Below are 23,536 nucleotides of genomic sequence, written 5' to 3'. Positions count from 1 at the left end.
ATTACCCTCACCAGCAGCAGCAGGGAAATCAGCCTTTCTCCGTCTGCACGGACAGCGAATTTTTCAGCATCTTCGCTTCCGCGACCTTTTCGATGTCTTCCAGCGCCACGCCTCGGGTTTCCGGAACGTAACGCGACAGGAACCAGTAACAGACGACGTTAAACGCCACGAAGATCCACATGGAGAACGCGCCGTGGAACTGCTCCTGTAGCCAGGCATTGTCGTTGACGATCGGGAACACCAGGGTGATCAGGAAGTTGCTGATCCACATCAGGCCCACGGCCAGCCCCATGCTGAATTCACGGATTCTGTCCGGGAAGATTTCCGAGATCATTACCCAGGCACCCGCGCCCCAACCCATACCAAAGAACAGCGTGAAGATCAGAATGCCACTGATGGCGATATAGCCAACATCATTGCTGTACAGACCCCAGGAGGCGATCAGCAGCCCGACGATGGCACCGACGGTGCCAATCTTCATGATCGGCAGACGGCCGTAGTGGTCGAACAGGTGCATGCCGATAAATGCGCCAACACCATTGAGCAGGGCGACAAAAATCGTTTCGAAGAAGATAATGTCTTTATCACTGGTGGTGCCTTCCAGCATCATCGGGGTGTAGTAGTTGATGACGTTGATGCCGGTGAACTGCTGCAGAACCGCAATCGCCACACCGACCACCAGGATATAGCGCAGCGCCGGGTTGTCCGCCAACGCGCCTTTGCTCGCCGTGTTTGAGCTTCTGACGGGTGACGATGGCAGCTGAAACAGCTGACGGGCCTCTTCCTGATTAAGCTCCGGATAGATACGCGACAGCACTTTAATCGCCTGCTCGCTGCGGTTATGCCGAATGCACCAGTGCGGCGACTCCGGTAAGCAAACGATCAACACCAGCATCGCCAGCGACGGCACCAGCTGCACGGCCATCATAATCCGCCAGCCGGTTTCCACCATCCAGGCCTGCGGCATGCCGCGTGCAATCAGGTAGTTGACGGTAAACACCGCCAGCACGCCGACCACCATCGACAGATCGTACGTGCCGGTGGCTTTGCCGCGCATTTTGGCAGGCGAAATTTCAGAGATATACATCGGGGCCACCGTTGCCGCCAGCCCAACGGCAATACCGCAGATTAGCCGCGAGCCGGTAAACAGCGTAAACGAGTCCGCGACGGCCGAAAAATAAGAGGTAATCACAAACAGGATGGCGCTGAGCAGCATCACCGGTTTGCGGCCGGTTTTATTCGCCATTTTCCCGGCGGTCAGCGCACCGATCACCCCACCAAAGATCACGCTGGAAACCGCCCAGCCGGTTTGTACCGAATTCAGGCCGAAGGTGTGCTGAATCGACTCCAGCGTTGCGGCGATCACCCCTTCGGAATAACCAAACATAAATCCACCGGCGGAAGCCGCCAGGCAGAGCATATACACGTAGCGGGCATGAAACCTGTGTTGATACGACATAATATTGCTCTCCGTTATGCCCGCGCAGGCAGGATAGTGCTGAGCCAGTCACGCGCTCTGGCAACGGTGATGTCCGGGCACTCCAGCGAAGGGTCCTGCTCGGCTTCTACCACTACCCAGCCCTCGTAACCCGAGCGGCGGATAAACTCGAACAGCGGCTGGAAATCGATCGCGCCGTCACCGGGGATGGTAAACATACCGGCCCGCACCGCATCATTGAACGAGAGATCGCCGCTGCGCACGGTTTCCAGTACCTGCGGACGCACGTCTTTCAGGTGGATATGCTTAATCCGTGGGCCAAATTCCGAAATCAGATCGACGTAACTGAACCCGCCCGTCAGCGCATGTCCGGTGTCCAGCAGCAGGCCGACTTCATCGCCGGTTGCCGCCATCAGCTGGCGAACTTCATCGCGCGTTTCCACCACCATCATCAAGTGGTGGTGATACGCCATTGCCAGACCGTAGCGTTCCGCCAGCGCCCTGGCGAATTCGGTCAGCCGCGTGCCATATGCCATCATCTGCGCCGGGGTTAACTTCTGGCGGCGGGACATGGGCACATCCAGCGCGTTCTCCGCCATCGCGGCACACTCGCCGTACACCATCACCCGCGCCCCGGTTTTTTGCAGCAGCGTGGCAAACTCATCAACCGCACTCAGCTCCTCATCCACGCTGCGTTCGGCGAGAAAACCGCTGTGCCAGCCGGATGCTAGGTAAAGGCGATAACCGGACAGCAGCGAATTCAGTTCGTCAGGATGGCGGGGAAATAAGCGGCTCATCTCAACGCCTTCATAACCCGCAGCCTGCGCGCCCGTCAGGCATAACTCTGCCGTGGCATCTTTACCAAACTCTTCTATGACTTCATTGGCCCAGGAGAGCGGACTGATTGCCACTCTCACCGGTAAACGGGGAGCATTATTTGTTTTCATATTATTCTCTACGTCACGCATTAATACAGGGAGATATTAAGGTGATAACGATCGAATTCATTAATTAAGAATGATCGTTAACACCCGAAGTTCGATAATGGTTAAATTAATTCGCGTATTTTTTAATGGAGGCCAACAGCTCCTTTGTTAATAAAGCAGGGTCGCGTTCCCACAGGCGCGGGCTGATTAATTCAATTGACCAGGCTCCGTTATAGCCGGTGGATTTAACGGCTTCGGACCAGGTGCGAAGATCGATTTCCCCTTCTCCCGGTATGCAGTCGCGTAATACCGTTTCATCCCAGGGTTCCTGCGGGCTGTGCGGCACGCGGCCGTCACCGAAGTGCACGCCAAAAATCATCTCTTTGTTCATCGTAGCGACATCCTGCGGCGTGGCACCGGAGGCGTAGAAGTGCCAGAAGTCGACCACCACGCCGACATTCTTTTTATCAATCCGGCGGATCACCTCCCGCGCCTGGCTTAGCGTGCGGAATTTGGTGAAGGCGGGCAGCTCGATCATATAGCGAATGCCATGCTGTTCACCGATGGCGGCAATCGCAGAAATATTTTCGCTCATGATGTCCATGATCTTGTCATCAGAATAATGGTCGATGCCGGTACGCGGTAATATCATGACGGTTTCAGTACCCAGCTCAACGGCCTCACGGGTGATCTTTTCCGCCTCGGCCAGCAGCTGCTGCTTCTCGCTTCCCTCATGCCGTTCAATTCTGTCCAGCGCGCTGAGAAATGAAACGGAAAGCCCCGCATCGGCAATAATCTGTTTTATTTCCTGCGTGGTTCCGCCATTGTCTAAATAGCGAACCAGTTTAGGATAAAATATTTCCAGCGCGTCAAAACCCGCCTCTTTCGCAAGGCGCACATCCGTTATTAAATTCCCGTGACTGGTTGAAATACCATGTAATGAGGTCAGCATTATAATCACCTTAATATGCAGATAATAAGATCGTTATTCCGGCAACCGATTTTTTAATCGCGCCGCCCGGCAGGCGCTCTGATTATGCAGAGCGCCGTTTAACAGACTATTCAGGGTAAAATTGAATCAGGGTAAGGCGTAGGCAATCACGTAATCGCCGCGATTTTTATTGGTGCCGGTACGGGTTGCGCCGCCGTCCACCACCACGATGTACTGCTTACCGTCCTTGCCGATATAGCTCATTGGCGTGCCCTGCCCGCCGACCGGTAGACGGGTGCGCCAGACTTCCTTGCCGGTATCGTTGTCGAACGCGCGCAGGTAGTAGTCCAGCGTGCCGTGGAAGAAGCTCAGCCCGCCCGCCGTGACCAGTGGACCGCCGAGGTTCGGCATGCCCAGCGGAATATACAGGTTCGGCACAATGCCCTCTTTCGGTAAGAAGCTGTTATGGATCGGTGCATCCTGGATGCAGCCAAGCGGCACCTGCCACTTAACCTGGTTGTTCGCCAGATCGATAGCGGTCAGCGAGCCGAACGGCGGTTTGAAGCACTGTGTACCCAGCGGTGACAGGAACATCCCGCGCTCTACACCCCACGGCGTGCCATTCTGCTCGGAATATTCGCCTTCGGTTGACGGTTTCAGCCCCCCCTTCGCGGCCTCTTCCCGGGACAGGAAGCGCCCCACCATCGCCATGCGAATGTCATTGACGTAAAGCACACCGGTCGCCGGGTTGATCGCCATGCTGCCCCAGTTCTGGCCGCCGTAATAACCCGGCCAGATCAGCGTGTCCTGCTTATCCGACAGCGGCGTCCACTCCCCTTCGTAGCGCAGTTTCTTGAACTGAACGCGGCAGTAAAGCTGATCGAAGATCGTGGCTCCCCACATATCGGACTCTTTCAGCCGGTCGACGCCCACGGAGAGCGCGGAGTAAGGCTGGGTGTCAGCAACCTGCATCCCCGGCATCACATCGGTCGGTACTTTACGCTGCTCCACCGGGTAGACCGGCTTGCCGGTACGGCGATCCAGCACAAAGATCTGACTGCGTTTGGTGCCCTGGATAATCACCGGAATGGTGGTGCCATCCTTCTGCGGCATATCGTACAGAATCGGCTGAGTGGAGACGTCGTAGTCAAACTGGTCAATGTTGGCGGTGCGGAAGTGCCAGCGCTCCTTGCCGGTTTTCAGGTCGACGGCCACGATGGCATCGTTGTACTCGTTCGAATACGGATGACGGTCGCCGGTCCAGAAGTCAGGCGTCTGGTTACCCGTCGGGAAATAGGCCAGACCCAGTTTAGGATCGTAGGCGGCGGTGCCCCAGAAGTTAGGCGTTTCAATCGGGTAGGTCTGACCGGCCGGCAGCGGGCTGCTGTCGCTGGCACCGCGTTTCGCATCCCAGGCCCACAGGATCTTGCCGCTTGCCACATCATAGCCACGCACCACGCCGCCGGGCTCGCCAACGGTCAGGTTATCGTTCAGACGGCCACCCACCATGATCACACCGTCGGCCACCAGCGGCGCGGAGGTGACGTTATAACTGCCCTGCTGTCCCCCTTTGGCGTCAGCGGGCAGGCCCACGGTCAGATCGACGTAGCCGCCGTTGCCAAAGTCTTCACACAGTTTTCCCGTTTCGGCATCCAGCGCCACAATGCGGGCATCAATGGTCGTTTCAATAATGCGTTTGCGACAGGTGGCCGCAGAGGAAACTCCCGCTCCGGTAACCTCGCCGGTGGTCGGACTGGTCGCCGACAACGCGTCGAGATCGGCATAGCCCACTCCGCGGCATCGCTTCCAGCCCTGGTTGCTTTCGAAGATTTTCGGCTGCGGGTCGAAACGCCACTTCTCTTTACCGGTTGTCGCATCAACCGCAATCACCTTACTCAGCGGCGTACACAGATAAACGGTGTCAGCGACTTTCAGCGGGGTGACCTGATATTCGGCACCGTCCACCGCCATGTCTCCGGTGCGATAGGTCCAGGCGACCTTCAGATCCTTGACGTTGCTTTTGTTGATCTGGTCAAACTGGACGTATTTTTCGCCGAGGGTGTTACGCCCCCATGCCGACCAGTCGTTGCCGCCTTCGTGACCGGCCTGAGGATTAATCACCGGCGCGGCTTCGCCCGATGCGGTGACTTCAGCATGGGGAATAAAGATGCCGCTAATCAGCGCGACCAGGGCAATAAAGAAGGCACCGGCCGTAGTAAAAGCCCACTTCTTGCCGAGGGTCGGCAGGCCATTTTTCCGGGTCAGCCACGGCGCACACAGCGACGCCAGCATCCCGATACCGAGGAACACCGTTACGCGCGGCAGGAACTGCCAGAAATCATCGCCAATTTCCCAGCAGGCCCAAATCACGCTGTACAGCGCCAGCCCCAGTGCGACCGGCCAGGCGAAGAAACGCCTGCGCAGTAGCCCGTAGCCGGTGATGCACAACAGAATCCCTGCGAACAAATAGAACCAGGCTCCCCCTAATACCGCGAGATACGCACCGCCTGCCGCCAGTGCTGCTCCCAGGATAATCACCAGTGCACCGATAGCGCCCAGTAGCCAAACAGATTTTGTCATTTTGTCTTCTTCCGCTTACTTGCCATTGTTATCTGTGAGGCATGTATCGATATTTAAATCGCCCCTATTGACACATAAAGAGTCAAATTAGACACAAAGTAGATCGAAAGAGACAATTGAGACAATGAAAGAAGATCAAAAATGAGACGCAAATCGAATTTTTATTTCAAAAATGCTTGAAAATGAATCATCCAATCTGAAGCAGTGCAAAAATAAAGCTGGCCGGACATGAACTTATGCCAGCCGTTCGGTTTTTTCACAATAATGATGCAAAAAGACTCATTAATGATTTCTCACTTACCTACGGGTTATAAAGGGGTTTTAATCGGCAATTGTGGGCGTACGATCAGATTCGATATACGCACGCCCGGAGAATCGCGGGGAGAGCCGAACTGACTGCGACGATCGGCTTGCCATAAACTCCGTTCTGTATGTTTAGCGGTGACTGTAGCGGTGTCTTTCACCCGGCAGCTAAACCCACCGGGCGAACTTATCGCATCACTCCGGATAGCTAATCTGCTCCGGCTGGCGCTGCATAATGATTTTACCGTGCCGAACCGAGGTCAGCACCCGGGCCTGGCGGCACACCGCATCGTAGTCATTTTCGGCATCCAGGATCAGCAGGTTCGCCGGGCGCCCCACGGCGATGCCGTAGTTATCCCCCAGGCACATCGCCCGCGCGCTGTTATCGGTAATCAGGTCGAGGCAGCGCTGCAAATCGTCGTATCCCATCATGTGGCAGATATGCAGGCCGGCATCAAGAATACGCATGATGTTGCCGTTACCGAGCGGATACCACGGGTCCTGGATGGAATCCTGCGCAAAGCAAACGTTGATCCCGGCGCGGTCCAGTTCCGCCACCCGCGTCACCCCACGGCGTTTCGGCCAGGTGTCGAAGCGGCCCTGTAAATGAATGCTCTCCGTTGGGCAGGAGATAAAGTTAATCCCCGACGCCTTGAGCAACCGGAACAGCTTGGAACAGTACGCGTTATCGTAGGATCCCATGGCGCAGGTATGGCTGGCCGTCACCTTCGCGCCCATCCCCCTGACCCGGGCTTCTTCCGCCAGCACTTCCAGGAAGCGCGACTGCGGATCGTCGATTTCATCGCAGTGCACGTCGACCAGGCGGTCGTGGCGCTGGGCCAGGTCCATCAGGAACCCCAGCGAACTGATGCCCTTCTCGCGGGTGAATTCGTAGTGCGGAATGCCGCCCACCACGTCGGCGCCCATCTCAATGGCGCGGGTCATCAGCGCGCGGCCGTCGGGGAAGGATTCAATGCCCTCCTGCGGGAACGCCACGATTTGCAGGTCGATAAGATGCGCGGCCTCTTTCTTCACTGCCAGCATCGCCTCAAGCGCCGTCAGGGAGGGATCGGTGACATCAATATGGGTACGAACGTGCTGCACGCCATTGTCACGCAGCATACCGATGGTTTTCAGCGCGCGCTGGCGGGTATCCTCAATCGTGACGGTCTGTTTACGCTGGCTCCAGCGGGCGATCCCCTCAAACAGCGTGCCGCTGCGGTTCCACTCCGGCTCCCCCGCCGTGAGCGTGGCGTCGAGATGGATATGCGGCTCGACGAACGGCGGGATAACCAGCTTTTGCCGCGCGTCGAGATCGCCGGCCGCGGCCACCTGTGCGGAGGACTGCTCCGTGATGCGGCTAATCACCCCGTCGTGCAATTCAAGGGTATGGAGTGTGTCTTTGTGGCGCAGGCGCGCGTTGATAATGTTCATAGATGTTCCCGTAAATTGTCTTGTGACATACGCCAGATGGTCAAAGCGACCGAGGCGTTGAGATGAAACTGCGGTTGACCGACAGCGTAGCCGGTCAGCTTTTCAATGCGTTGGATGCGCTGATGTAGCGTGTTGCGGTGGATGCCGAGCCGCTCGGCGGCCCTGACCACGTTGCCGTTCTCCTGAAGCAGGGTTTCCAGCGTCTCCATCAGCAGCCAGGGACTTTTGCGATCGCGCTCAATCAGGCAGCCGAGGGTGTCATGCATAAAATCGCTCAGCAGCGCAGGATCGCCGATGGCGGAGAGCAGCCGGATAAATCCCAGCTGCTGATAGTCGCTGATGCGCTGGGCCGGGCGCAGGTTTTCGCTGAGGTCCAGCGCCTGGCGCGCCTGCGACAGCGCGCGCTGGTAGTCCTGTAACTGCTGCACCTTTGCCGACAGGCCGCACAGCAGCGACAGCCCCTCATTGCCTTCCGCCAGTTCGCGCAGCCACTGTTGTAGCCACGTTTTCTGCTGATAAAACGCATCTTCCTCATCCGGGAGCAGGAAGATAAACATGTTGCCGCGTTCGACCAGCGGAAAGCCGTTGCCCTGCTGATTGAGCTGCTGCTGCAGGCGCTGGCGGATAATCCGGCGCGCCTGCTGCAGCCAGGCTTCCGCCTGTTCGGGAGGGAACTGGCGAAACAGATTCTGTATCCCCTCAAGGCGCAGCGCCGCCACCCGCAGCGGGCGGGTAAAATCCAGCTGCTGATGGATTGCGCGCTGCTGTAGCATCTGCAGATCGGGATAATCCCCGGTTAACAACTGCATCAGAATATCGCGCTGCGACTGCAGCGCATTTTCACTGCGCACCAGGGCGGTACCAATCCGTTCGGTCACTATCACCATCTTCAGCAGATAGGGCTGCTCGATCAGCGGAATACCCAGCTCGTCGGCCAGCGCGATAAGGCGCGGCGGGATTGACTGAATATAGGCGTCACCGGTCAGGATCACCATCCCGGCGATCCCGCGCTGTTTGCCCTCTATCAGCAGCTGGACCAGATTGTCCTCATCGCGCGGGTGATTGATGCCGGTGATAAACACCAGCTCGCCGCCCATGATCCAGTCGGCGATGTTTTCATTTTCCGCCACGTAGTACCAGCGCACCGCCAGCTGTAACCCCTGCCCGCCAGCGCGCAGCCGCAGGGCGGAGAGCCCGTCCAGCGCGAGGATGTCGCTCAGCGTCAGGCTCATGCTTACTGCTCCGCGACCGAATCGGCGGCGGGATGGCGTTTGCTGAGGCGAGTCAGAACGATGTAGGCCAGCGCGGAAACGGAAATACCCACCAGCGGAGCGATCCAGGGCGACAAATAAGCCGCAACGGCGCCCACCGCGTAAGCACCAAGTCCTGCCCCGTTAAAGCGCGGCAGGCGGGCCGTGTGCAGCAGAGGGTAGCGGCCGCCGCGATAGAACCAGTAGTCGGCGAGGATAACGCCGCCGATCGGGGGAATGATGCTGCCCAGCAGCACCAGGAACGGGATCAGCATTTCATACATACCGCCAATGGCCAGCAGAATGCCAACCCCGGCGGAAGCGACGGTCAGGGTGCGGCGGCGCTCGCTGCGCAGCAGATGGCAGGCCGCCGCCGAGACGTTATAAATCGTCGGCCCCTGAATGGTCAGCAGGTTGAGGCACAGCATCACCACTGCGGCGGCAGACAGCCCCTGCAAAATCAGCACCTCGACGATATCGGCCTGCTGGTAAACAATCGCGCACCAGGCTCCGGCCACGATCATCAGCCCGTTACCCAGCAGGAAGCTGCCCATACTGGCGACGATCGCAGTGCGGCTGGAACGGGCCAGACGCGTCCAGTTTGTTGCCTGGGTTGCCCCGCTGGCGAAGGTGCCGAAGACCATGGTGATGGCCGCCGACCAGGTCATAGTGTCGCTGGCGTCCGGCTTAATTTGGGTCATCGCCTGCCAGCCACCGGCGTGATGGGCCGCAATGTACATAGCAATGATCAGCAGAATAAACATCAGCGGCACCGTCACGCGGGACAGCGCATCCAGCCCCCTGTAGCCCACCAGCGCAGTGACGCAGAACAGGATACCGAAGACGATCATCAGCGGAACGGTCATCGCGTCGGGTATGCCGAGGATCTTGACCAGTGAAATGGCCACGGTCGCCGTCCCCCAGGCGTACCAGCCCAGCTCAGCGAAGCCCAGAATAAAATCAGCCAGCCTGCTGCCTGCTTCACCGAAGCAAAACCGCCCCATCAGCACGGTATTCAGCCCGCTGCGGGCCGCGATCCAGCCGAGCGACGCGGCATAGAGGGCCAGCAGCAGGTTACCGATAACGGCAATCCACAGCAGGTTAACGATGGAAAACGAGACGCCCAGTTTTCCTCCCGCAAACATCGTGCCGGTAAAGAACGTGAAGCTGAACAGGACCATGGAAATCGAAAATAGACCCTTGCGCTCCGAGGCGGGCGCTTCGACGAGCGGAAAATCATTGCTGTTTGACATAGTGAACCCCTGAGTGGCTGTCTGAATGGCTATGCCAGTAACAGCAAGAGATATGCCAAAATTATCTGGGCAGAGGCACCACAGGAAAGTGGGCACTCTGCACATAAAAGAGTATGAACTTGCGGGTAACTGTCAGGAAATTGTGCAAGGTGCAGGCTTTCGCACCATGACGGAGCAGCGGTGAGCATATGCACATCTACTCAAAGTTTGTTGGCCTTTATTTTAAAAAAAAACTAACATTGCGCCTCTTTTTTACATGTGATTAACAACCCTTACCCTTTGTAAGGCTTTAGCATTGCCGTTATCGCATGTGTTACACCTAAGGGAACATTTATGTCGGGTCACAAAAACACCAAAGCGGCGGCCGCATGGCTGACGGTTTTGGGTGCCATCATTCTGCTGATGGCCGCTTTCTTCATCTATTTCGGCTGGCAGCTTGTCAGCCTGCACGGCAGCGCCTACTTCCTGATAGCGGGTATCGCGCTATTGGTTTCAGCCATTCAGATTATTCGCCAGCGTGTTAGTGGCGCGGTGCTTTATGGCGCGGTGCTGGTGGGAACGGGTATCTGGGCGCTGTGGGACGTGGGCCTGGATTTTTGGCCGCTGGTTTCAAGGCTGCTGACGCTGGCAGGTTTTGGCATTCTGGTCGCGCTGTCCCTGCCGCTCCTGCTGAAGCGGTCGGGTAAAAAAGCCTGCTGGAAATTCTCCGCATCGCTGGCCGGCGTGCTGGCGATTGCCTTCGCGGCGACCCTGGGCGGGATGTTTGTCCCACATGCGCCCATCAGCGCGTCCGGTGAGTCTCTGCCGCTGGTTAAGGTGAAGCCGGGTGAAGAGCAGGTCAACTGGGATAATTATGGCAACACGTCGGGCGGTTCGCGCTTTGTCGCGCTGGACCAGATTACCCGCGACAATGTGAAAAACCTGCAGGTCGCCTGGACCTACCGCACCGGGGATATTCCCGTCAGCCCGAACGGCGGCGGTGCCGAAGATCAGCAGACACCTTTGCAGATCGGTAACCGTATCTTCTTATGTACGCCGCACAACAACGTGATTGCCGTTGATGCCACCACCGGTAAAGAGCTGTGGAAAACGGAAATCAACGCGAAGCAGAAAAAATGGATGCGCTGCCGTGGACTGGCCTACTTTGATGCCCAGGCACCGCTCAAGCAGCCTGATATGCCGGACTCCACCCCGGTCGCCAGCGTCTCCGTGCCGGCAGCGGCACAGTGTCAGCGCCGCATTCTGATGAACAGCGTCACGCCGGAGTTGATCGCCCTGGATGCCGATACCGGTGAGTTCTGTCATGACTTTGGTAACAACGGTCGGGTAAGCCTGAGCGACCATATGGGTAAAGGCGCGGACACGGGTGAATACTATCCGACCTCCGCGCCTACGCTGGCGGGCACCACCGTGGTGATCGGTGGCCGCGTGGCGGATAACGTGGCGACCGACATGCCCGGTGGCGTCATTCGTGGGTTTGATGTGATCACCGGCCAGCTGCGCTGGGCGTTTGACCCGGGTAATCCTGACCAGAAACAGGCACCGGAAGATAATAAGACCTATACGCGCTCCACGCCGAACGTGTGGGCGCCGATGTCTTACGACAGCCATTCAAACACCGTGTATATGCCAACCGGCAGCGCGGCGGTGGATTTATGGGGCGTCAAACATAACGATCTGGACCGTAAATTTGGTGCGTCGATGGTGGCCGTTGATGCCAGCACCGGTCGGGTGAAATGGGTGTATCAGACCGTTCATAACGATCTGTGGGACTTCGATGTTCCGATGCAGCCGTCCTTCTCTGATTTCCCGGGTGCGGACGGTAAAAAAACGCCGGCGCTGATTTTCGGCACCAAGTCAGGCCAGCTGTTTGTCCTGGATCGCGCCACCGGCAAGCCGCTGACCAAAGTGGAAGAACGCCCGGTGACCCAGGGGCAGATCCCGAATGAAAACTACTCGCCGACGCAGCCCTTCTCCGTGGGCATGCCGACCATTGGCGCGGATGTGCTGAAAGAGTCGGATATGTGGGGCGCAACGCCGTTCGACCAGCTGCTGTGCCGCATTCAGTTTAAATCCAAACGCTACAACGGGCTGTTCACCCCGCCGGGTACCGATCCTTCACTGAATCTGCCCGGCTCGTTAGGCGGCATGAACTGGGGCGGCCTGTCGACCGATCCGGTTAATCAGTTACTGTTTATCAACGATATGCGAGTGGGTCTGGAAGTGCAGCTGATCCCGGCTTCGCCAGAGATTCAGGGCATGAAGAACGACGGCAACGAAGCGGCGGCCATCAGTCGCCCTCTGCCGCTGTCAGGCACCCCGTATGCGATCAATGCGAAAGTGCGCTTTATGTCGCCGCTGGAAATCCCCTGCCAGAAGCCACCGTTCGGCACGCTGACCGCCGTTGACCTGAAAACGCAGAAAATTGCCTGGCAGGTACCGGTTGGCACCGTCCAGGACACCGGACCGTTCGGAGTGAAAATTGGCCTGCCGATGCCAATTGGTATGCCGACCATTGGCGGTACGCTCGCCACGCAGGGCGGCCTGGTGTTTATCGCCTCGACGCAGGATTACTATCTGCGCGCTTTCGATACCTCAACGGGTAAAGAAGTGTGGAAAGCCCGCCTGCCAGTCGGCAGCCAGGGCACGCCAATCAGCTACAAATCGCCGGTAGACGGTCAGCAGTATCTGCTGATCTCCGCAGGCGGCGCGCGTAACTCGCCGGATCGCGGTGATTACGTGATTGCTTATAAACTGCCGTGATTTAACGATCGGATTGTACAACCGGTCTACTGACTCGATTTCAGCCTGCTGCCAAAGGGGCTGAGACAAAACATGAGGAGGGCTAAGCCCTCCTCATCACGTTCGTACCTCATTCAGATACGCGCACCACTCCGGTCACGCACCCTATAGCGATGAATAGCCGGGACTTTCACCAGCACACAATTCAGCACAACGCATAAACATATGCACTATGCCCGTCCCTTTCACAGGCGGAACGCAGGTCAGGTTTATGGTTTCGGACAAAGAAATAGCCAAACCGTAATCGAGAAAATTTACATCCCGAATTAAACTAGTAATTAAAGATCCCATGACCTGTGAATAAAACTTTCATTATTTCAGTACGGATTTCCGGTGCCTGAATGGCGCCTTATAAGTCCATACATTTATCATGGATAATGTATTCCGACCGCTGCAACCTCCTAAAATCCGTCGCTAAATCACGGGTTTCACCCCTTGTGCTACCATTGTAAAGGCGTGTAAACGCCCTTTTATGTATTTATTGGCAAAGGAAAACATTTTGAAAATTTCAAAGCGTATACCCCGACTTTCCGTCTGGAATAAGCTGTTCGCCATCGCCCTGCTCTTATTTGGCGTGGGCATGGTTTATGGCGGAGGCTGGTTGGTTGCTGCAGGCGGAACCTGGTATTACCTGTTAGCAGGGATAGGATCGATTATTTCTGCTGTCCTGATTTTCATGCGCCGATCCAGTGCGGTGTACTGGTTTGCTCTGGTATTTATCGGCACTCTGTTCTGGACTATTTATGAGTCAGGGCTGGATTACTGGGGTTGGGTACCTCGTTTTGACCTGATGCTGATACTGGGGATCGTGTTTGCTTTTCAACTGCCGTCCCTGGCTCCCGGATTTAGCAAAAAACTGTCGCTGACCCTGACGGGGATATTTGCTGTCGGGTTTATCGCTGCGGCGATTATTCCGTTTACTGCACTGAACGTGACGCCGGCATCCGAAGTTCCTGCTCCGGGTAAGGATACTTTCGCGACCGATACCGGCTCCGGTAAGGCATCATCGCCCTCTTCTGGCGACTGGTATACCTATGGCGGTTCGCTCGCCTCACAGCGCTTTGCGGAATCGACCGAAATCACCCCTGAGAATGTAAAAGACCTCAAGCTGGCCTGGCAATTCAGGACCGGAGACCTGCCGAAAACGCGCTGGGGCGCAGAAAACACCCCGATTAAGGTCGGAGATACGCTTTATACCTGTACCCCACATAACCAGGTGTTTGCTCTGGATGCCGCTACCGGTAAAGAAAAGTGGCACTTCGATCCGAAGGTGAGCGATAAGTCTATCCCTTACACTGCGGCGTGCCGCGGACTGACCTGGTACGATGCCACGACCAACAGCCATGTCACCGCGTCGGAGAATGCTGTCGCTGCCGTCCCTGCCGGTTCAGGCGGAGATAATGACTGCGATCAGCGCATTATCCTGGGCACGCTCGATGCCCGCATTATCCAACTGAATGCGAAAACGGGTGAAGTCTGTAAAAGTTTCGGCAACGGCGGCACCGTGAATTTAGCTGAGGATATGGGCGAAATTTACGAAGGCTATGTAGCGATTAACTCCGCACCGGTGGTGATCCGTAATACGCTGGTCGTGGCTCACCAGACTATCGATGGCCAGCGCGCTTTCGGCCCGCCGGGCGTTATCAAAGCCTATGATGTCCTTACCGGGAAGCTGAAATGGGCATGGGATGCTGCCGCGCCGGAAACCAGCACGCCTAAAACGGGTCCCGATGCCTATAAGCGGGGTTCGCCCGACGTCTGGACCTCATTTACCGGTGACGATAAGCTCGGCCTGGTCTATCTTCCTGTCGCCAACTCCTCCGGGGATTACTGGAGCAGCTCCCGTACCGCCGCGGAGAACAAATACGCGGTTTCACTGACCGCAATCAACGTGGAAACCGGTCTTCCGGTGTGGTCGTTCCAGACCGCGCACAAAGACGTCTGGGACTATGACCAGGGTTCACAGCCAACACTGATTGACTACCCGGATAAAAACGGTCAGAAAATACCTGCCATTATTGTCCCCACCAAGCAGGGTGAAATTTATGTTCTCGATCGCCGCACGGGTAAATCCCTGTTTGGCGTTGAGGAGCGTCCGGTGCCGGGGGGTGGCGTTGAGCCAAAAGATCGTTCCCCGACGCAGCCGTATTCTCTGTTCCACCATCTGAGCAAGCCGGACCTGACCCCTCAGGATATGTGGGGACTCACGCCGTTCGATCAGATGGTGTGCCGTATTCAGTTCCAGAAAGCGGGCTATCAGGGACAATACACGCCGCCAGAAGCCGATCGTCATACCATTGAGTATCCGGGCTACAACGGGGGTTCAGACTGGGGCAGCGTTTCATTCGATCCCGGCCGTGGGATTATCATCGCCAACTACAATGATATGCCGAACCTGAATATTTTAGTGCCCCGCAAGAAGGCCGATGAGCTTGGCTGGAAACCCCGGGATCAGGTCACGCACAACCCACACGACACCGGCCATGCCGAAGGCGCCGGCGACCCGCAAATCGGCGTACCGTATGCGGTGAATGTTAACGCAGGCTGGCGTCTGCCCTTCACCGGTATGCTCTGTAAAGAACCTCCTTACGGCGGTATCCGGGCGATTGACGTGCGCGATGGCCGTACGATTTGGGATCGACCTCTGGGAACGGCCCGCCGCAATGGTCCATTTGGCCTGCCGACCGGTTTACCCATCAACATCGGTACCCCGAATAACGGCGGTTCAGTCGTGACATCGAGCGGTCTGATCTTTGTGGCTGCGGCGACCGATGATTTAATCCGTGCTATCGATATTACAACGGGTAAAACGGTCTGGAGCACCCCGTTACCGGCGGGAGGACAGGCGAACCCGATGATTTATACCCAGAACGGGCGTGAGTACCTGGTCATCGTTGCCGCGGGGCATCACTTTATGGAAACCCCCGCAGGCGACTATGTTCTGGCCTATGCCTTACCTGAGAAAAAATAACGATACGGCCTGATGATCAAGCGCGCCACGGCGCGCTTTTTTTTGCCCTGAACCTGAATTAATTAACCGGAGACCCCGTTCAGCCTGGCGTTTTGACGGGCTGAACGTCAGACCGAAAGCCTCCGCCTGACGATTTTTCCTGAAAACGTTTTAGGTAATGAGTGCCGGAAATGGATCCGGCGCGGCAGCACATGCCGCCCGCATCGCGCCGTCAGCGTTTCGCGGATGTGGTGTTTTAACATCGCCAACTGGCATGCATCCAAATCCTCCGTCACCACGTACAGCGCGACCATTTCACCCAGCAGGTGATGCGGCATGCGGGTTGCGACCACTTCCACGATCCCCTCAAGGTCCGTTAGCGCGTTTTCAATTTCGGCCGTAGCCACTCTTTTGCCGCCGACATTGATCACTTCGTCCATGCGTCCCCTCACCGCAATCCGGCCATCCTGCCGGACTGCACAATCATGGGTCAGGTAATGCCAGCGCCCCGAAATTTTGACCCAGTACTGTCTGTCGTGTGCCTCATCGCCGTCCCAGAGTGTCAGCATCGCGCCCGGTCCCAGCGTGTCTTTCACCAGCAGCAGCCCGGCAACGCCGTCCGCGCAGGGCTGGTACGTTCCCGGATGAACGATATCCACCCCGCGGGTAAAAACGGCGTTCAGCGCCGATCCTTCCCCGGCAAGCAGCGGCCAGCCGGATTCGGTCTGCCAGTAGTGGTTTTCGCATTTCACCGCCAGATGCGTTTTCACCCACCGTTCGGTAGCATCATCCAGCGGCTCACCCGCAAGATACAGGGTGCGCAGGGAACCCAGGCTGGCGCGCGGTGCGCCCTGCTGCCGTGCCAGACGGATCGCACCGGCAATGGTCAGCACGCGCGTAATACCCAGCTCATCAATCATCTGCCACCAGCTCTGGCCGGGTGAATTTACCGGGCTGGCCTCACACATCACCGTGGTTAACCCCGCCAGTAATGGCGCGTAAACGCCATAGCTGTGTCCGGTTACCCAGCCGACATCCGCCGAGGTGAAGCAGATTTCATCCTCGCCCAGTTTGAAGAGATGGTGCAGGCTCGCCAGCAGGGCAACCGCGTAGCCCCCGGTATCGCGCACGATGCCTTTCGGTGTGCCGGTGGTGCCGGAGGTAAACAGAATATGGGACGGCTGATCTGAATCCAGCCACACGCAGGGCGTGATCTGTCCCTGGTGCAGGGCGAGATGCTGTGCGAACTCAGCGGATGCCGTGTCGACGACCCGCATCGTGGCGGACGATGGCGGGATATGCGGCAGGATGCCGCGTCCACGCGGGTCGCCGTGATGCAGCAGCAGTACGGGCTGGCAGGCCGCGATGCGCTGAGCCAGGGCGTCGCTGGTCATCGCGGAATACACCACAACGTGCACCGCCCCAATACGCGCACAGGCCAGCATCGCCACCGCGGCCTGCGGCGTCATAGGCTGGGCGATCGTGACACGATCGCCCGGTTTTATCCCCCACTGGATCATCAGGCTGCTCAGCGCGTTGACCTGCTGCCACAGTTGGCGATAGGTCAGACGATGCGTCCGGCCCTGATAGTCGCGATGAATGATGGCGCATCGATCCCCGCGCCGATCCAGATGGCGATCCAGCGCGTTGAAGCATAAATTCGTGGTGCCATCCGGGAACCAGCGGCAGCGCGGCCCCCGCTCCGTCACCGCCACTACCTGCCGGAAAGCGCGCTGCCAGTGTATCCGCCGCGCTTCCTGCTGCCAGAAGGTGCGGCTGAACCCATCCTGATTATCGTTCATCGTTAACATAGTCATTTTCAGCAAGCTCCGCGCGCGCAGCGTGATGGTCGATATGTTGCGCCAGCCACTCGGCATCTTCGCCTATCCCCTCGAAGCGGCCCGATCCCCATGTCCACAACCACGGCAGACCGAGGAAATAGAGTCCGGGGTGTGACGACACGCCGCGGGTATGGCGCGGATAGCCGTTGGCGTTGAACGCGGGAGCATCAATCCAGCTGAAATCGGTGTGAAAACCGACGGCCCAGACAATGGCGCTGATAGCGCGCAGATCGAGGGTTTTTTCCCCGAGCTCCGGCTGCCACAGCGGCTGATAACGCGCCTCTGCCGGGGCATCAATCCCCTGTTCTGCGATCCAGGCATCAATACTGTCTTTGATTTTCTGCGAGGTGGCGTCCGCGGCGTCAAGATTGTGTTGCAAATCGTTTGCCGTCAGCAGTTGTCCTTCGCGATAGCCGAGCAGCCGTCCGTGTAATTGCATCCCCTGTAAGGCAAATGCCCGCAGGTCGATGTCGCGCCCGCCATCGCGCCCGGTGACGTAATGATTCGTTTTACGGCGGGCTTCTTCACCCAATGGGTGATTGTCTACCGTTAAACGGTAATGACCCATCATCTCCAGCCACTCAACCACGTCTTTTCCGCGATAGAAGCGTGCCACGCGGGGGGCGCTGCCGACGCATAAATGTACGCGGCGGCCGTCAAGATGAAGATCCTCTGCGATCTGCGCACCCGACTGCGCGGAGCCCACCACGAGCACTTCCCCTTCAGGCAACTGCCGTGAGGATTTGTAATCGGCAGAATGCACCTGGACGATGCGATCGGGTAGCTGTGCCGCAATTTCAGGGAAACGCGGGCGATGGTAATTCCCCACCGCCACCACGACCCGATCGGCGAGAAACTCCCCGGCGGAGGTGCGCAGCAGGAAACCCTCACCGCGCTGGGTCACCTGCTCAACCGTCACGCCTTCGCGCAGTGGGGCGTTGAAGCTTCGGGCATAGCGCTCAATGTAGGCCACAATGTCATCACGCAGCATAAACCCGTTGGGATCGTTGCCGTCATAGGGAAAGCCCGGCAGCTTACACTGCCAGTTAGGGGTCACGAGGCAGAAATTGTCCCAGCGCTGATGACGCCACGCCCAGGCCAGCTGATGACGTTCCAGTACGATATGACGGATCTGCTTTTGGGTCAGATGCCAGCTCATGGCGAGGCCAGCCTGCCCGCCGCCAATAATGACCACAGGATAATGATTATTCATAAGGTGTCCGCTTGTTGTCAGGCCGTTACAGGCTTAATGGTTTCGACAATGACGACCTGCTCCGGGCTGAACTGCTGCGCCCTGAGCCTGATGGCCGCCGACTGATCCATCGCACTGGAGCAGAAATAACCGAATTTCGCTTTTACCCGTTCGCTGGCTTCATCCAGCGCGCGACCCGCGATGGCGATAAACTCATCCAGCCGGTAGGGGTGATTAATCAGCAGGTGTTTCTCAATCGCCGTTGAAGGTGAATAACAGGTTTCTTTGCTGCCGTCCGGCCAGCAAACGACAAAGTGCATTGCAGGCATTGCTCGCTCCTTTCTAGTGATGGCTCATGCCGGTTAACGGCTGTTGGTCGAGATCCCAGTAGCAGGCGCGCTGCTGCCCGAGTTGCATTATCAGCTGTCTTTCCGCGGTGAAATGACCGACGCGCGCGCAGGCGATCCCGACGCTGTGAAACTGCTGCTGAACGGTTGAACACCGGTCAGGTTCTACGGCCAGCAGGAAGCCAAAGCTGGGGAAAGCACACAGCCACTGCTCAAGATCCACCTGCTGCGGAACAGGAACGTCGGCCAGATTGATTTCAGCCCCGACGCCAGCGCTTTCCAGCATCATCACCAGCGTGCCCGCCAGTCCGGCCTGGCTGATATCCTTCGCGGCATGGACCTGGCCAGAAGCTGCCAGATCAGGCAGTAAGCCCAGTGCACGCCGCAGTGCGGCGGGGTCAGCTTCCGTTGCGGCGTCCCAGTTGTGGCCCGGCGGATGCCAGCGCCCCTGCAGATTAATCGCCACCATCAATGCCTGACCGGGCTGCACCAGAAAACTGCTTAGCGGATGGCGGGTTTCGCCCAGTACCGCAACCGCAAGCTGTGGCCGATCGCCGCGCAGATTGGTATGCCCACCGACGATCGGAACCTGATAAGCCCGGGAGGCGGCCGCCATTCCCTGCATGATCCGTTCAGCATGCGGCAGCGAGTCGTCCCACAGGGCATTAACGACCGCCAGCGGTCGCCCGCCCATTGCGGCGATATCGCTCAGGTTCACCATCACGCCACACCAGCCTGCGAACCACGGATCCTCCGCGACAAAACGATTGATAAATCCCTCCATCGCCAGCAGTTTGTACCCCTCGCCGTCGGGGATCAGCGCGCAGTCATCACCGTTTGCGCAGGGGTTAGGCCACGCTTCACGCAGTTGCTGCGCAATAAGCTGAATATCCTGCTTGTGGGCCAGGCCGCTGAACGCCCGCAGACGGGCACTCATCGCGGTCAGTTCGTCAGTCATCACGCCGCTCCTGTCAGGAAGTCTGAGGTCCTCGCAGCGCGTGGCCGCGTCGCGCTGCCGATCACCATCCCGCTGCGGGGATCGTGGCAGGGGGGATAGAAATTGAGATCGGCCTGCATTCGCACATGACGCACGCCGTGCAGGTCGATACTGTCCAGCGCGTGCCAGTGCATGCGTCTGAACAGCGGTTCGTTCTGGTGCTGAACCTGCGCATAAAACGCCGTGCAGCCCAGTGCATGAGCGCTGCATACCGCCAGACGGATCAGCGTCGGGCCTAGCTGCCCCTGCCGCCGGTACAGACTGTCTACGGCCAGACGGGAACCGATCCAGATACCCGGCTCCGGCTGATGAATACGCACGGTGCCTACCACCTCATCGTGCCAGCCGCCGACGCTGCCCAGCGCGACCAGCAGACGGGCGTGCTTATCAATGTCATCGCGATCGTCGCCCTGGAACAGCTGTTGTTCCTGGCAGAAGACGCGCTGGCGCAGGTCATAGGCTTTTTGCCGTTCCCACGGCAGCGTGACCCATTTTATGGTGTATCCCGCGTAGTGATTCATCGATACTCCTTCAGGCCATCGCCTGCTCAAAGCTGGAGAGTGACGAACAGGCACCGCAGCGGCCGCAGCCGGCTTTGATATCGCGGGAGCGAAGATTGGCCTGATTCAGCATCTGTCCCAGCGGTTGCAGAATGGACGTCATAAAAGCGCTGTCCGGCGCGGCATGATGCTCCAGCGGTGTGCCGCTGATCGGTACGAACGGCACCACGAAGGGATAAACGCCCAGCGCAATCAGTTTCTCCGACAGCGTCAGAATGGCCTGCGGCGTATCCCCCAGCCCCGCCAGGATATAGGTACTGACCTGGCCCCGACCGAATACGGCCACCGCATCGGCGAAGGCAATCAGATACTGTTCAACGCTGACCTGCGCTTTCCCCGGCATAATACGTGCCCGCACCTCAGGTGTTACGGCCTCCAGATGCATGCCTAACGTATCAATCCCGGCATCCTTCAGGCGCTGAAACCAGCGCGGATCGCCCGGCGGTTCGCACTGCCCCTGTAGCGGCAGATTCACGGCGGCTTTAATCGCTTCGGCGCTTTCCACCAGGATGCGCGCGCCCCGATCGCTGCCCGACGGCGTGCCGGTGGTCATCACCATATGTTTAACGCCGTCTAATTCCACCGCCGCTTTCGCCACTTCGGCCAGCTGCTGTGGCGTCTTGCGGGCGATGGTACTGCCTGCCGCCAGGGACTGGCCGATGGCACAAAACTGACAGGCTTTGGCGCGGTTTTCATAACGAATGCAGGTCTGCAGCACCGTGGTGGCGAGCACATCGGTGCCGTGCAGGGTCGCTATCTGTGAATACGGGATCCCCTCCGCTGTCTGCCGCTCATAGAAGCGCGGCTTGCGGGTGACACCGATCTCCCGCACGGGAATGCTCTGGTTATACAGGCGGGTTGTGCCCGATTCTTCGTGCTTCACCTGCCACGGCGAACGGTGGGCGGAATGGGTATAAACCGGCACCATCACCGTCACGCCGTCGATATTCATCGCCTGGTGATCGGAAGGCCCGGCTCCGCCGTGGCGGCTGGCATGCTGCTGCTGCGGGTTGATCACCTGTACTCCCTGTGTAAGGAGCTCGGTGATCAGCTGCTGACGATTAAGTGGGGCGTTCTGCATCGCGCGCTCCTTCTGGTTCTGCTTCAGGGCTGCGGGGGATCACGTATCGGGCGGGCCTGTCATCCAGCACCAGGCTCAGCAGCTCCGGGCGGGCGTAGTGACCCACGGAATCCATCATCCGCTTACGCTTGGTGATCAGCGCCATATCCAGATCGGCCACCAGGATCCCTTCCCCTTCGGTCAGCGGCGGCACCAGATGGCGGCCTTCAGGGGAAATAATCGCGGTGTTGCATCCGCCGCGCAGCCCTTTCTGCAACGCGGGATCGGCTGTTAATTCATTGATTTGCGTTTCCGTCAGCCAGCCGGTGGCGTTGATGACAAAACAGCCGGACTCCAGCGCATGATGACGGATGGTGACATCCATCTGCTCCGCGAAAATCGGCCCCACCAGCGAGCCGGGGAACTGGCTGCAGTGGATCTCCTCGTGCTGCGTCATCAGGCTGTAGCGCGCCAGCGGGTTGTAATGCTCCCAGCAGGCCAGCGCACCCACACGCCCGACGGCGGTATCGACCACTTTTAACCCGGCACCATCGCCCTGTCCCCAGATCATGCGCTCATGATAGGTTGGTGTGATCTTGCGGCGTTTGAGCACCAGCTCCCCGCTGGCATCGAACACCAGCTGCGTGTTGTAAAGCGTGCCGCGATCGCGTTCATTGACCCCCAGCACCACCACTATATTGCGGACGCGGGCACGCTCGCCGACGGCATAGGTAATCGGACCGGGGACCACTACGGCCTGTTCGTAAAGTTTCAGATGTTCAGCACCGGCGGTCATCGCGGGGGTGATAAACGAAAAGTACGGGTAATAGGGAACAAAGGTTTCAGGAAATACGATGATTTCAGCGCCCTGCTCTGCGGCCTTATCGATTGCCTCGAGTACTTTGGCCAGCGTTTTGCTGGCCTCGTAAAGATCGGGAGCAATCTGAGCTGCAGCGGCGCGGACTATGCGAGATCCAGCCATCTTGCGCCTCCGCTTACATGGTCCAGGTATCAATGATCAGTGCGTTGTCACGCACATGCAGCAGCTTAAGATCCAGCACATCCAGCGGGTTGATTGGGCGGACCCCTTCCAGTAATGACGGTTCGCCGTGACCGTACAGCGCCTGTAATGCAAAACGACAGGCATACACTTTGCCGCCCTCGGCCATAAATTTGTTCAGCTGGTTGGCATAGTTCTGATGACCGGGAAACGCTTCCGCTCCGATGGTCGGGTAGCCTCGCACCACGCCCAGCAGCACGCCGGGTCCATAAAGCAGAATTGAGGTTTCGAATCCCTTACGCTGCAGGCGGGTGGCCTGCAGCATATTGACGAAGCCAATGGATCCTTCAAAGGCGACCGTGTGGAAGGTCACTAATGCCTTCTGTCCCGGTTCCGCTTTCACATCCTCGAACACCTTCTCTTCGTAATCGACAAAGAAATCACCGGTGGCATGAGCTGGTAATGTGACTTTTGGCATAGCACGTTTCTCCCGTTTATTGTCTGGGGGAGTCTGGCTCCCCATGTTGGCGCATCCGCAGGTGATGCTGTATTAACAGGAGCAAGGGACGTGCCAGCCGCGATTTAGCCTGATGCAATCAACCTCCCATCAATTGCTTATTTTGTGAGCCAGAAATTTTTTTACCCGGCGTAATTCCCTGTTATTCGCGGGGC

At 58.1% G+C, this 23,536-nt stretch carries 17 protein-coding genes; 2 read left to right on the top strand and 15 right to left on the bottom strand.

Going from position 1 to position 23,536, the window contains the following annotated elements; translation table 11 throughout:
• Positions 1–28: 28 nt before the first annotated feature.
• From EC836_RS12395 to codB, 7 genes are all read right to left on the bottom strand, one after another.
• Entirely contained in the window at positions 29–1,459 is a 1,431-nt protein-coding gene (locus EC836_RS12395; protein WP_123333487.1) for a sugar porter family MFS transporter, read from the bottom strand.
• 14 nt (positions 1,460–1,473) lie between these two features.
• A complete protein-coding gene (gene iolE / locus EC836_RS12390) occupies positions 1,474–2,385 on the bottom strand; it encodes a myo-inosose-2 dehydratase (protein WP_123333938.1) in 912 nt (303 codons plus the stop codon).
• A 106-nt stretch (positions 2,386–2,491) separates the two neighbouring features.
• On the bottom strand, positions 2,492–3,316 hold the full coding sequence (locus EC836_RS12385; RefSeq protein WP_123333485.1) for a sugar phosphate isomerase/epimerase: 825 nt from the start codon (positions 3,314–3,316) through the stop codon (positions 2,492–2,494).
• A gap of 126 nt (positions 3,317–3,442) precedes the next feature.
• Positions 3,443–5,875 carry a membrane-bound PQQ-dependent dehydrogenase, glucose/quinate/shikimate family gene (locus EC836_RS12380; RefSeq protein ID WP_123333483.1) on the bottom strand — a complete coding sequence of 811 codons (2,433 nt, stop codon included), beginning with the start codon at positions 5,873–5,875 and terminating at the stop codon, positions 3,443–3,445.
• A 498-nt stretch (positions 5,876–6,373) separates the two neighbouring features.
• The gene (gene codA, locus EC836_RS12375) at positions 6,374–7,612 is read right to left on the bottom strand and encodes a cytosine deaminase (RefSeq protein ID WP_123333481.1); all 1,239 of its coding nucleotides are present in this window, start codon (positions 7,610–7,612) and stop codon (positions 6,374–6,376) included.
• Positions 7,609–8,844 carry a PucR family transcriptional regulator ligand-binding domain-containing protein gene (locus EC836_RS12370; RefSeq protein ID WP_123333479.1) on the bottom strand — a complete coding sequence of 412 codons (1,236 nt, stop codon included), beginning with the start codon at positions 8,842–8,844 and terminating at the stop codon, positions 7,609–7,611. The genes codA and EC836_RS12370 overlap by 4 nt, the downstream gene beginning before the upstream one ends.
• Positions 8,845–8,846: 2 nt before the next feature.
• Entirely contained in the window at positions 8,847–10,115 is a 1,269-nt protein-coding gene (codB, locus tag EC836_RS12365; RefSeq protein ID WP_123333477.1) for a cytosine permease, read from the bottom strand.
• Between the two features lie 333 nt (positions 10,116–10,448).
• On the opposite strand from codB, the gene EC836_RS12360 reads away from it, so the two are divergent.
• Positions 10,449–12,878 (top strand): membrane-bound PQQ-dependent dehydrogenase, glucose/quinate/shikimate family, encoded by a 2,430-nt coding sequence (locus tag EC836_RS12360; RefSeq protein ID WP_123333475.1) that lies wholly within the window; start codon positions 10,449–10,451, stop codon positions 12,876–12,878.
• A 538-nt stretch (positions 12,879–13,416) separates the two neighbouring features.
• On the top strand, positions 13,417–15,888 hold the full coding sequence (locus tag EC836_RS12355; RefSeq protein WP_233599304.1) for a membrane-bound PQQ-dependent dehydrogenase, glucose/quinate/shikimate family: 2,472 nt from the start codon (positions 13,417–13,419) through the stop codon (positions 15,886–15,888).
• 107 nt (positions 15,889–15,995) lie between these two features.
• On the opposite strand, the gene EC836_RS12350 is transcribed toward EC836_RS12355, so the two are convergent.
• From EC836_RS12350 to EC836_RS12315, 8 genes are read right to left on the bottom strand one after another with little or no spacing between them, the layout of a single operon-like run.
• Positions 15,996–17,684 carry an AMP-binding protein gene (locus tag EC836_RS12350; RefSeq protein ID WP_233599303.1) on the bottom strand — a complete coding sequence of 563 codons (1,689 nt, stop codon included), beginning with the start codon at positions 17,682–17,684 and terminating at the stop codon, positions 15,996–15,998.
• Entirely contained in the window at positions 17,659–18,921 is a 1,263-nt protein-coding gene (locus tag EC836_RS12345; protein ID WP_123333469.1) for an MSMEG_0569 family flavin-dependent oxidoreductase, read from the bottom strand. The genes EC836_RS12350 and EC836_RS12345 overlap by 26 nt, the downstream gene beginning before the upstream one ends.
• Positions 18,922–18,938: 17 nt before the next feature.
• Complete coding sequence (locus EC836_RS12340) at positions 18,939–19,229, bottom strand: MSMEG_0570 family nitrogen starvation response protein (protein WP_123333467.1); 291 nt, start codon at positions 19,227–19,229, stop codon at positions 18,939–18,941.
• A 13-nt stretch (positions 19,230–19,242) separates the two neighbouring features.
• Complete coding sequence (locus EC836_RS12335) at positions 19,243–20,205, bottom strand: sll0787 family AIR synthase-like protein (protein ID WP_123333465.1); 963 nt, start codon at positions 20,203–20,205, stop codon at positions 19,243–19,245.
• On the bottom strand, positions 20,205–20,765 hold the full coding sequence (locus EC836_RS12330) for an MSMEG_0567/Sll0786 family nitrogen starvation N-acetyltransferase (RefSeq protein WP_123333463.1): 561 nt from the start codon (positions 20,763–20,765) through the stop codon (positions 20,205–20,207). Before EC836_RS12330 ends, EC836_RS12335 begins: the two co-directional genes overlap by 1 nt.
• A gap of 10 nt (positions 20,766–20,775) precedes the next feature.
• Positions 20,776–21,885 carry an MSMEG_0568 family radical SAM protein gene (locus EC836_RS12325; protein ID WP_123333461.1) on the bottom strand — a complete coding sequence of 370 codons (1,110 nt, stop codon included), beginning with the start codon at positions 21,883–21,885 and terminating at the stop codon, positions 20,776–20,778.
• Complete coding sequence (locus tag EC836_RS12320; RefSeq protein ID WP_123333459.1) at positions 21,866–22,846, bottom strand: Nit6803 family nitrilase; 981 nt, start codon at positions 22,844–22,846, stop codon at positions 21,866–21,868. The genes EC836_RS12325 and EC836_RS12320 overlap by 20 nt, the downstream gene beginning before the upstream one ends.
• Before the next feature lie 13 nt (positions 22,847–22,859).
• Complete coding sequence (locus EC836_RS12315) at positions 22,860–23,342, bottom strand: MSMEG_0572/Sll0783 family nitrogen starvation response protein (protein ID WP_123333457.1); 483 nt, start codon at positions 23,340–23,342, stop codon at positions 22,860–22,862.
• Positions 23,343–23,536: the final 194 nt, after the last annotated feature.

Origin of the sequence: Erwinia sp. JUb26 (assembly GCF_003751505.1) — a bacterium.
Lineage (GTDB): Bacteria > Pseudomonadota > Gammaproteobacteria > Enterobacterales > Enterobacteriaceae > Erwinia.
The sequence above is the reverse complement of the archived record's forward strand: the minus strand, read 5'-3'. Positions and strand labels throughout refer to the sequence as shown.

Bases quoted from the DNA above. Each gene is read 5' to 3' on its own strand.
- iolE (WP_123333938.1), bottom strand. From the start codon at position 2,385: ATGAAAACAAATAATGCTCCCCGTTTACCGGTGAGAGTGGCAATCAGT.
- EC836_RS12385 (WP_123333485.1), bottom strand. From the start codon at position 3,316: ATGCTGACCTCATTACATGGTATTTCAACCAGTCACGGGAATTTAATA.
- codB (WP_123333477.1), bottom strand. From the start codon at position 10,115: ATGTCAAACAGCAATGATTTTCCGCTCGTCGAAGCGCCCGCCTCGGAG.
- EC836_RS12320 (WP_123333459.1), bottom strand. From the start codon at position 22,846: ATGGCTGGATCTCGCATAGTCCGCGCCGCTGCAGCTCAGATTGCTCCC.
- EC836_RS12340 (WP_123333467.1), bottom strand. From the start codon at position 19,229: ATGCCTGCAATGCACTTTGTCGTTTGCTGGCCGGACGGCAGCAAAGAA.
- EC836_RS12345 (WP_123333469.1), bottom strand. From the start codon at position 18,921: ATGAATAATCATTATCCTGTGGTCATTATTGGCGGCGGGCAGGCTGGC.
- codA (WP_123333481.1), bottom strand. From the start codon at position 7,612: ATGAACATTATCAACGCGCGCCTGCGCCACAAAGACACACTCCATACC.
- EC836_RS12325 (WP_123333461.1), bottom strand. From the start codon at position 21,885: ATGCAGAACGCCCCACTTAATCGTCAGCAGCTGATCACCGAGCTCCTT.
- EC836_RS12315 (WP_123333457.1), bottom strand. From the start codon at position 23,342: ATGCCAAAAGTCACATTACCAGCTCATGCCACCGGTGATTTCTTTGTC.
- EC836_RS12330 (WP_123333463.1), bottom strand. From the start codon at position 20,765: ATGAATCACTACGCGGGATACACCATAAAATGGGTCACGCTGCCGTGG.
- EC836_RS12350 (WP_233599303.1), bottom strand. From the start codon at position 17,684: ATGACTATGTTAACGATGAACGATAATCAGGATGGGTTCAGCCGCACC.
- EC836_RS12380 (WP_123333483.1), bottom strand. From the start codon at position 5,875: ATGACAAAATCTGTTTGGCTACTGGGCGCTATCGGTGCACTGGTGATT.
- EC836_RS12360 (WP_123333475.1), top strand. From the start codon at position 10,449: ATGTCGGGTCACAAAAACACCAAAGCGGCGGCCGCATGGCTGACGGTT.
- EC836_RS12370 (WP_123333479.1), bottom strand. From the start codon at position 8,844: ATGAGCCTGACGCTGAGCGACATCCTCGCGCTGGACGGGCTCTCCGCC.
- EC836_RS12395 (WP_123333487.1), bottom strand. From the start codon at position 1,459: ATGTCGTATCAACACAGGTTTCATGCCCGCTACGTGTATATGCTCTGC.
- EC836_RS12335 (WP_123333465.1), bottom strand. From the start codon at position 20,205: ATGACTGACGAACTGACCGCGATGAGTGCCCGTCTGCGGGCGTTCAGC.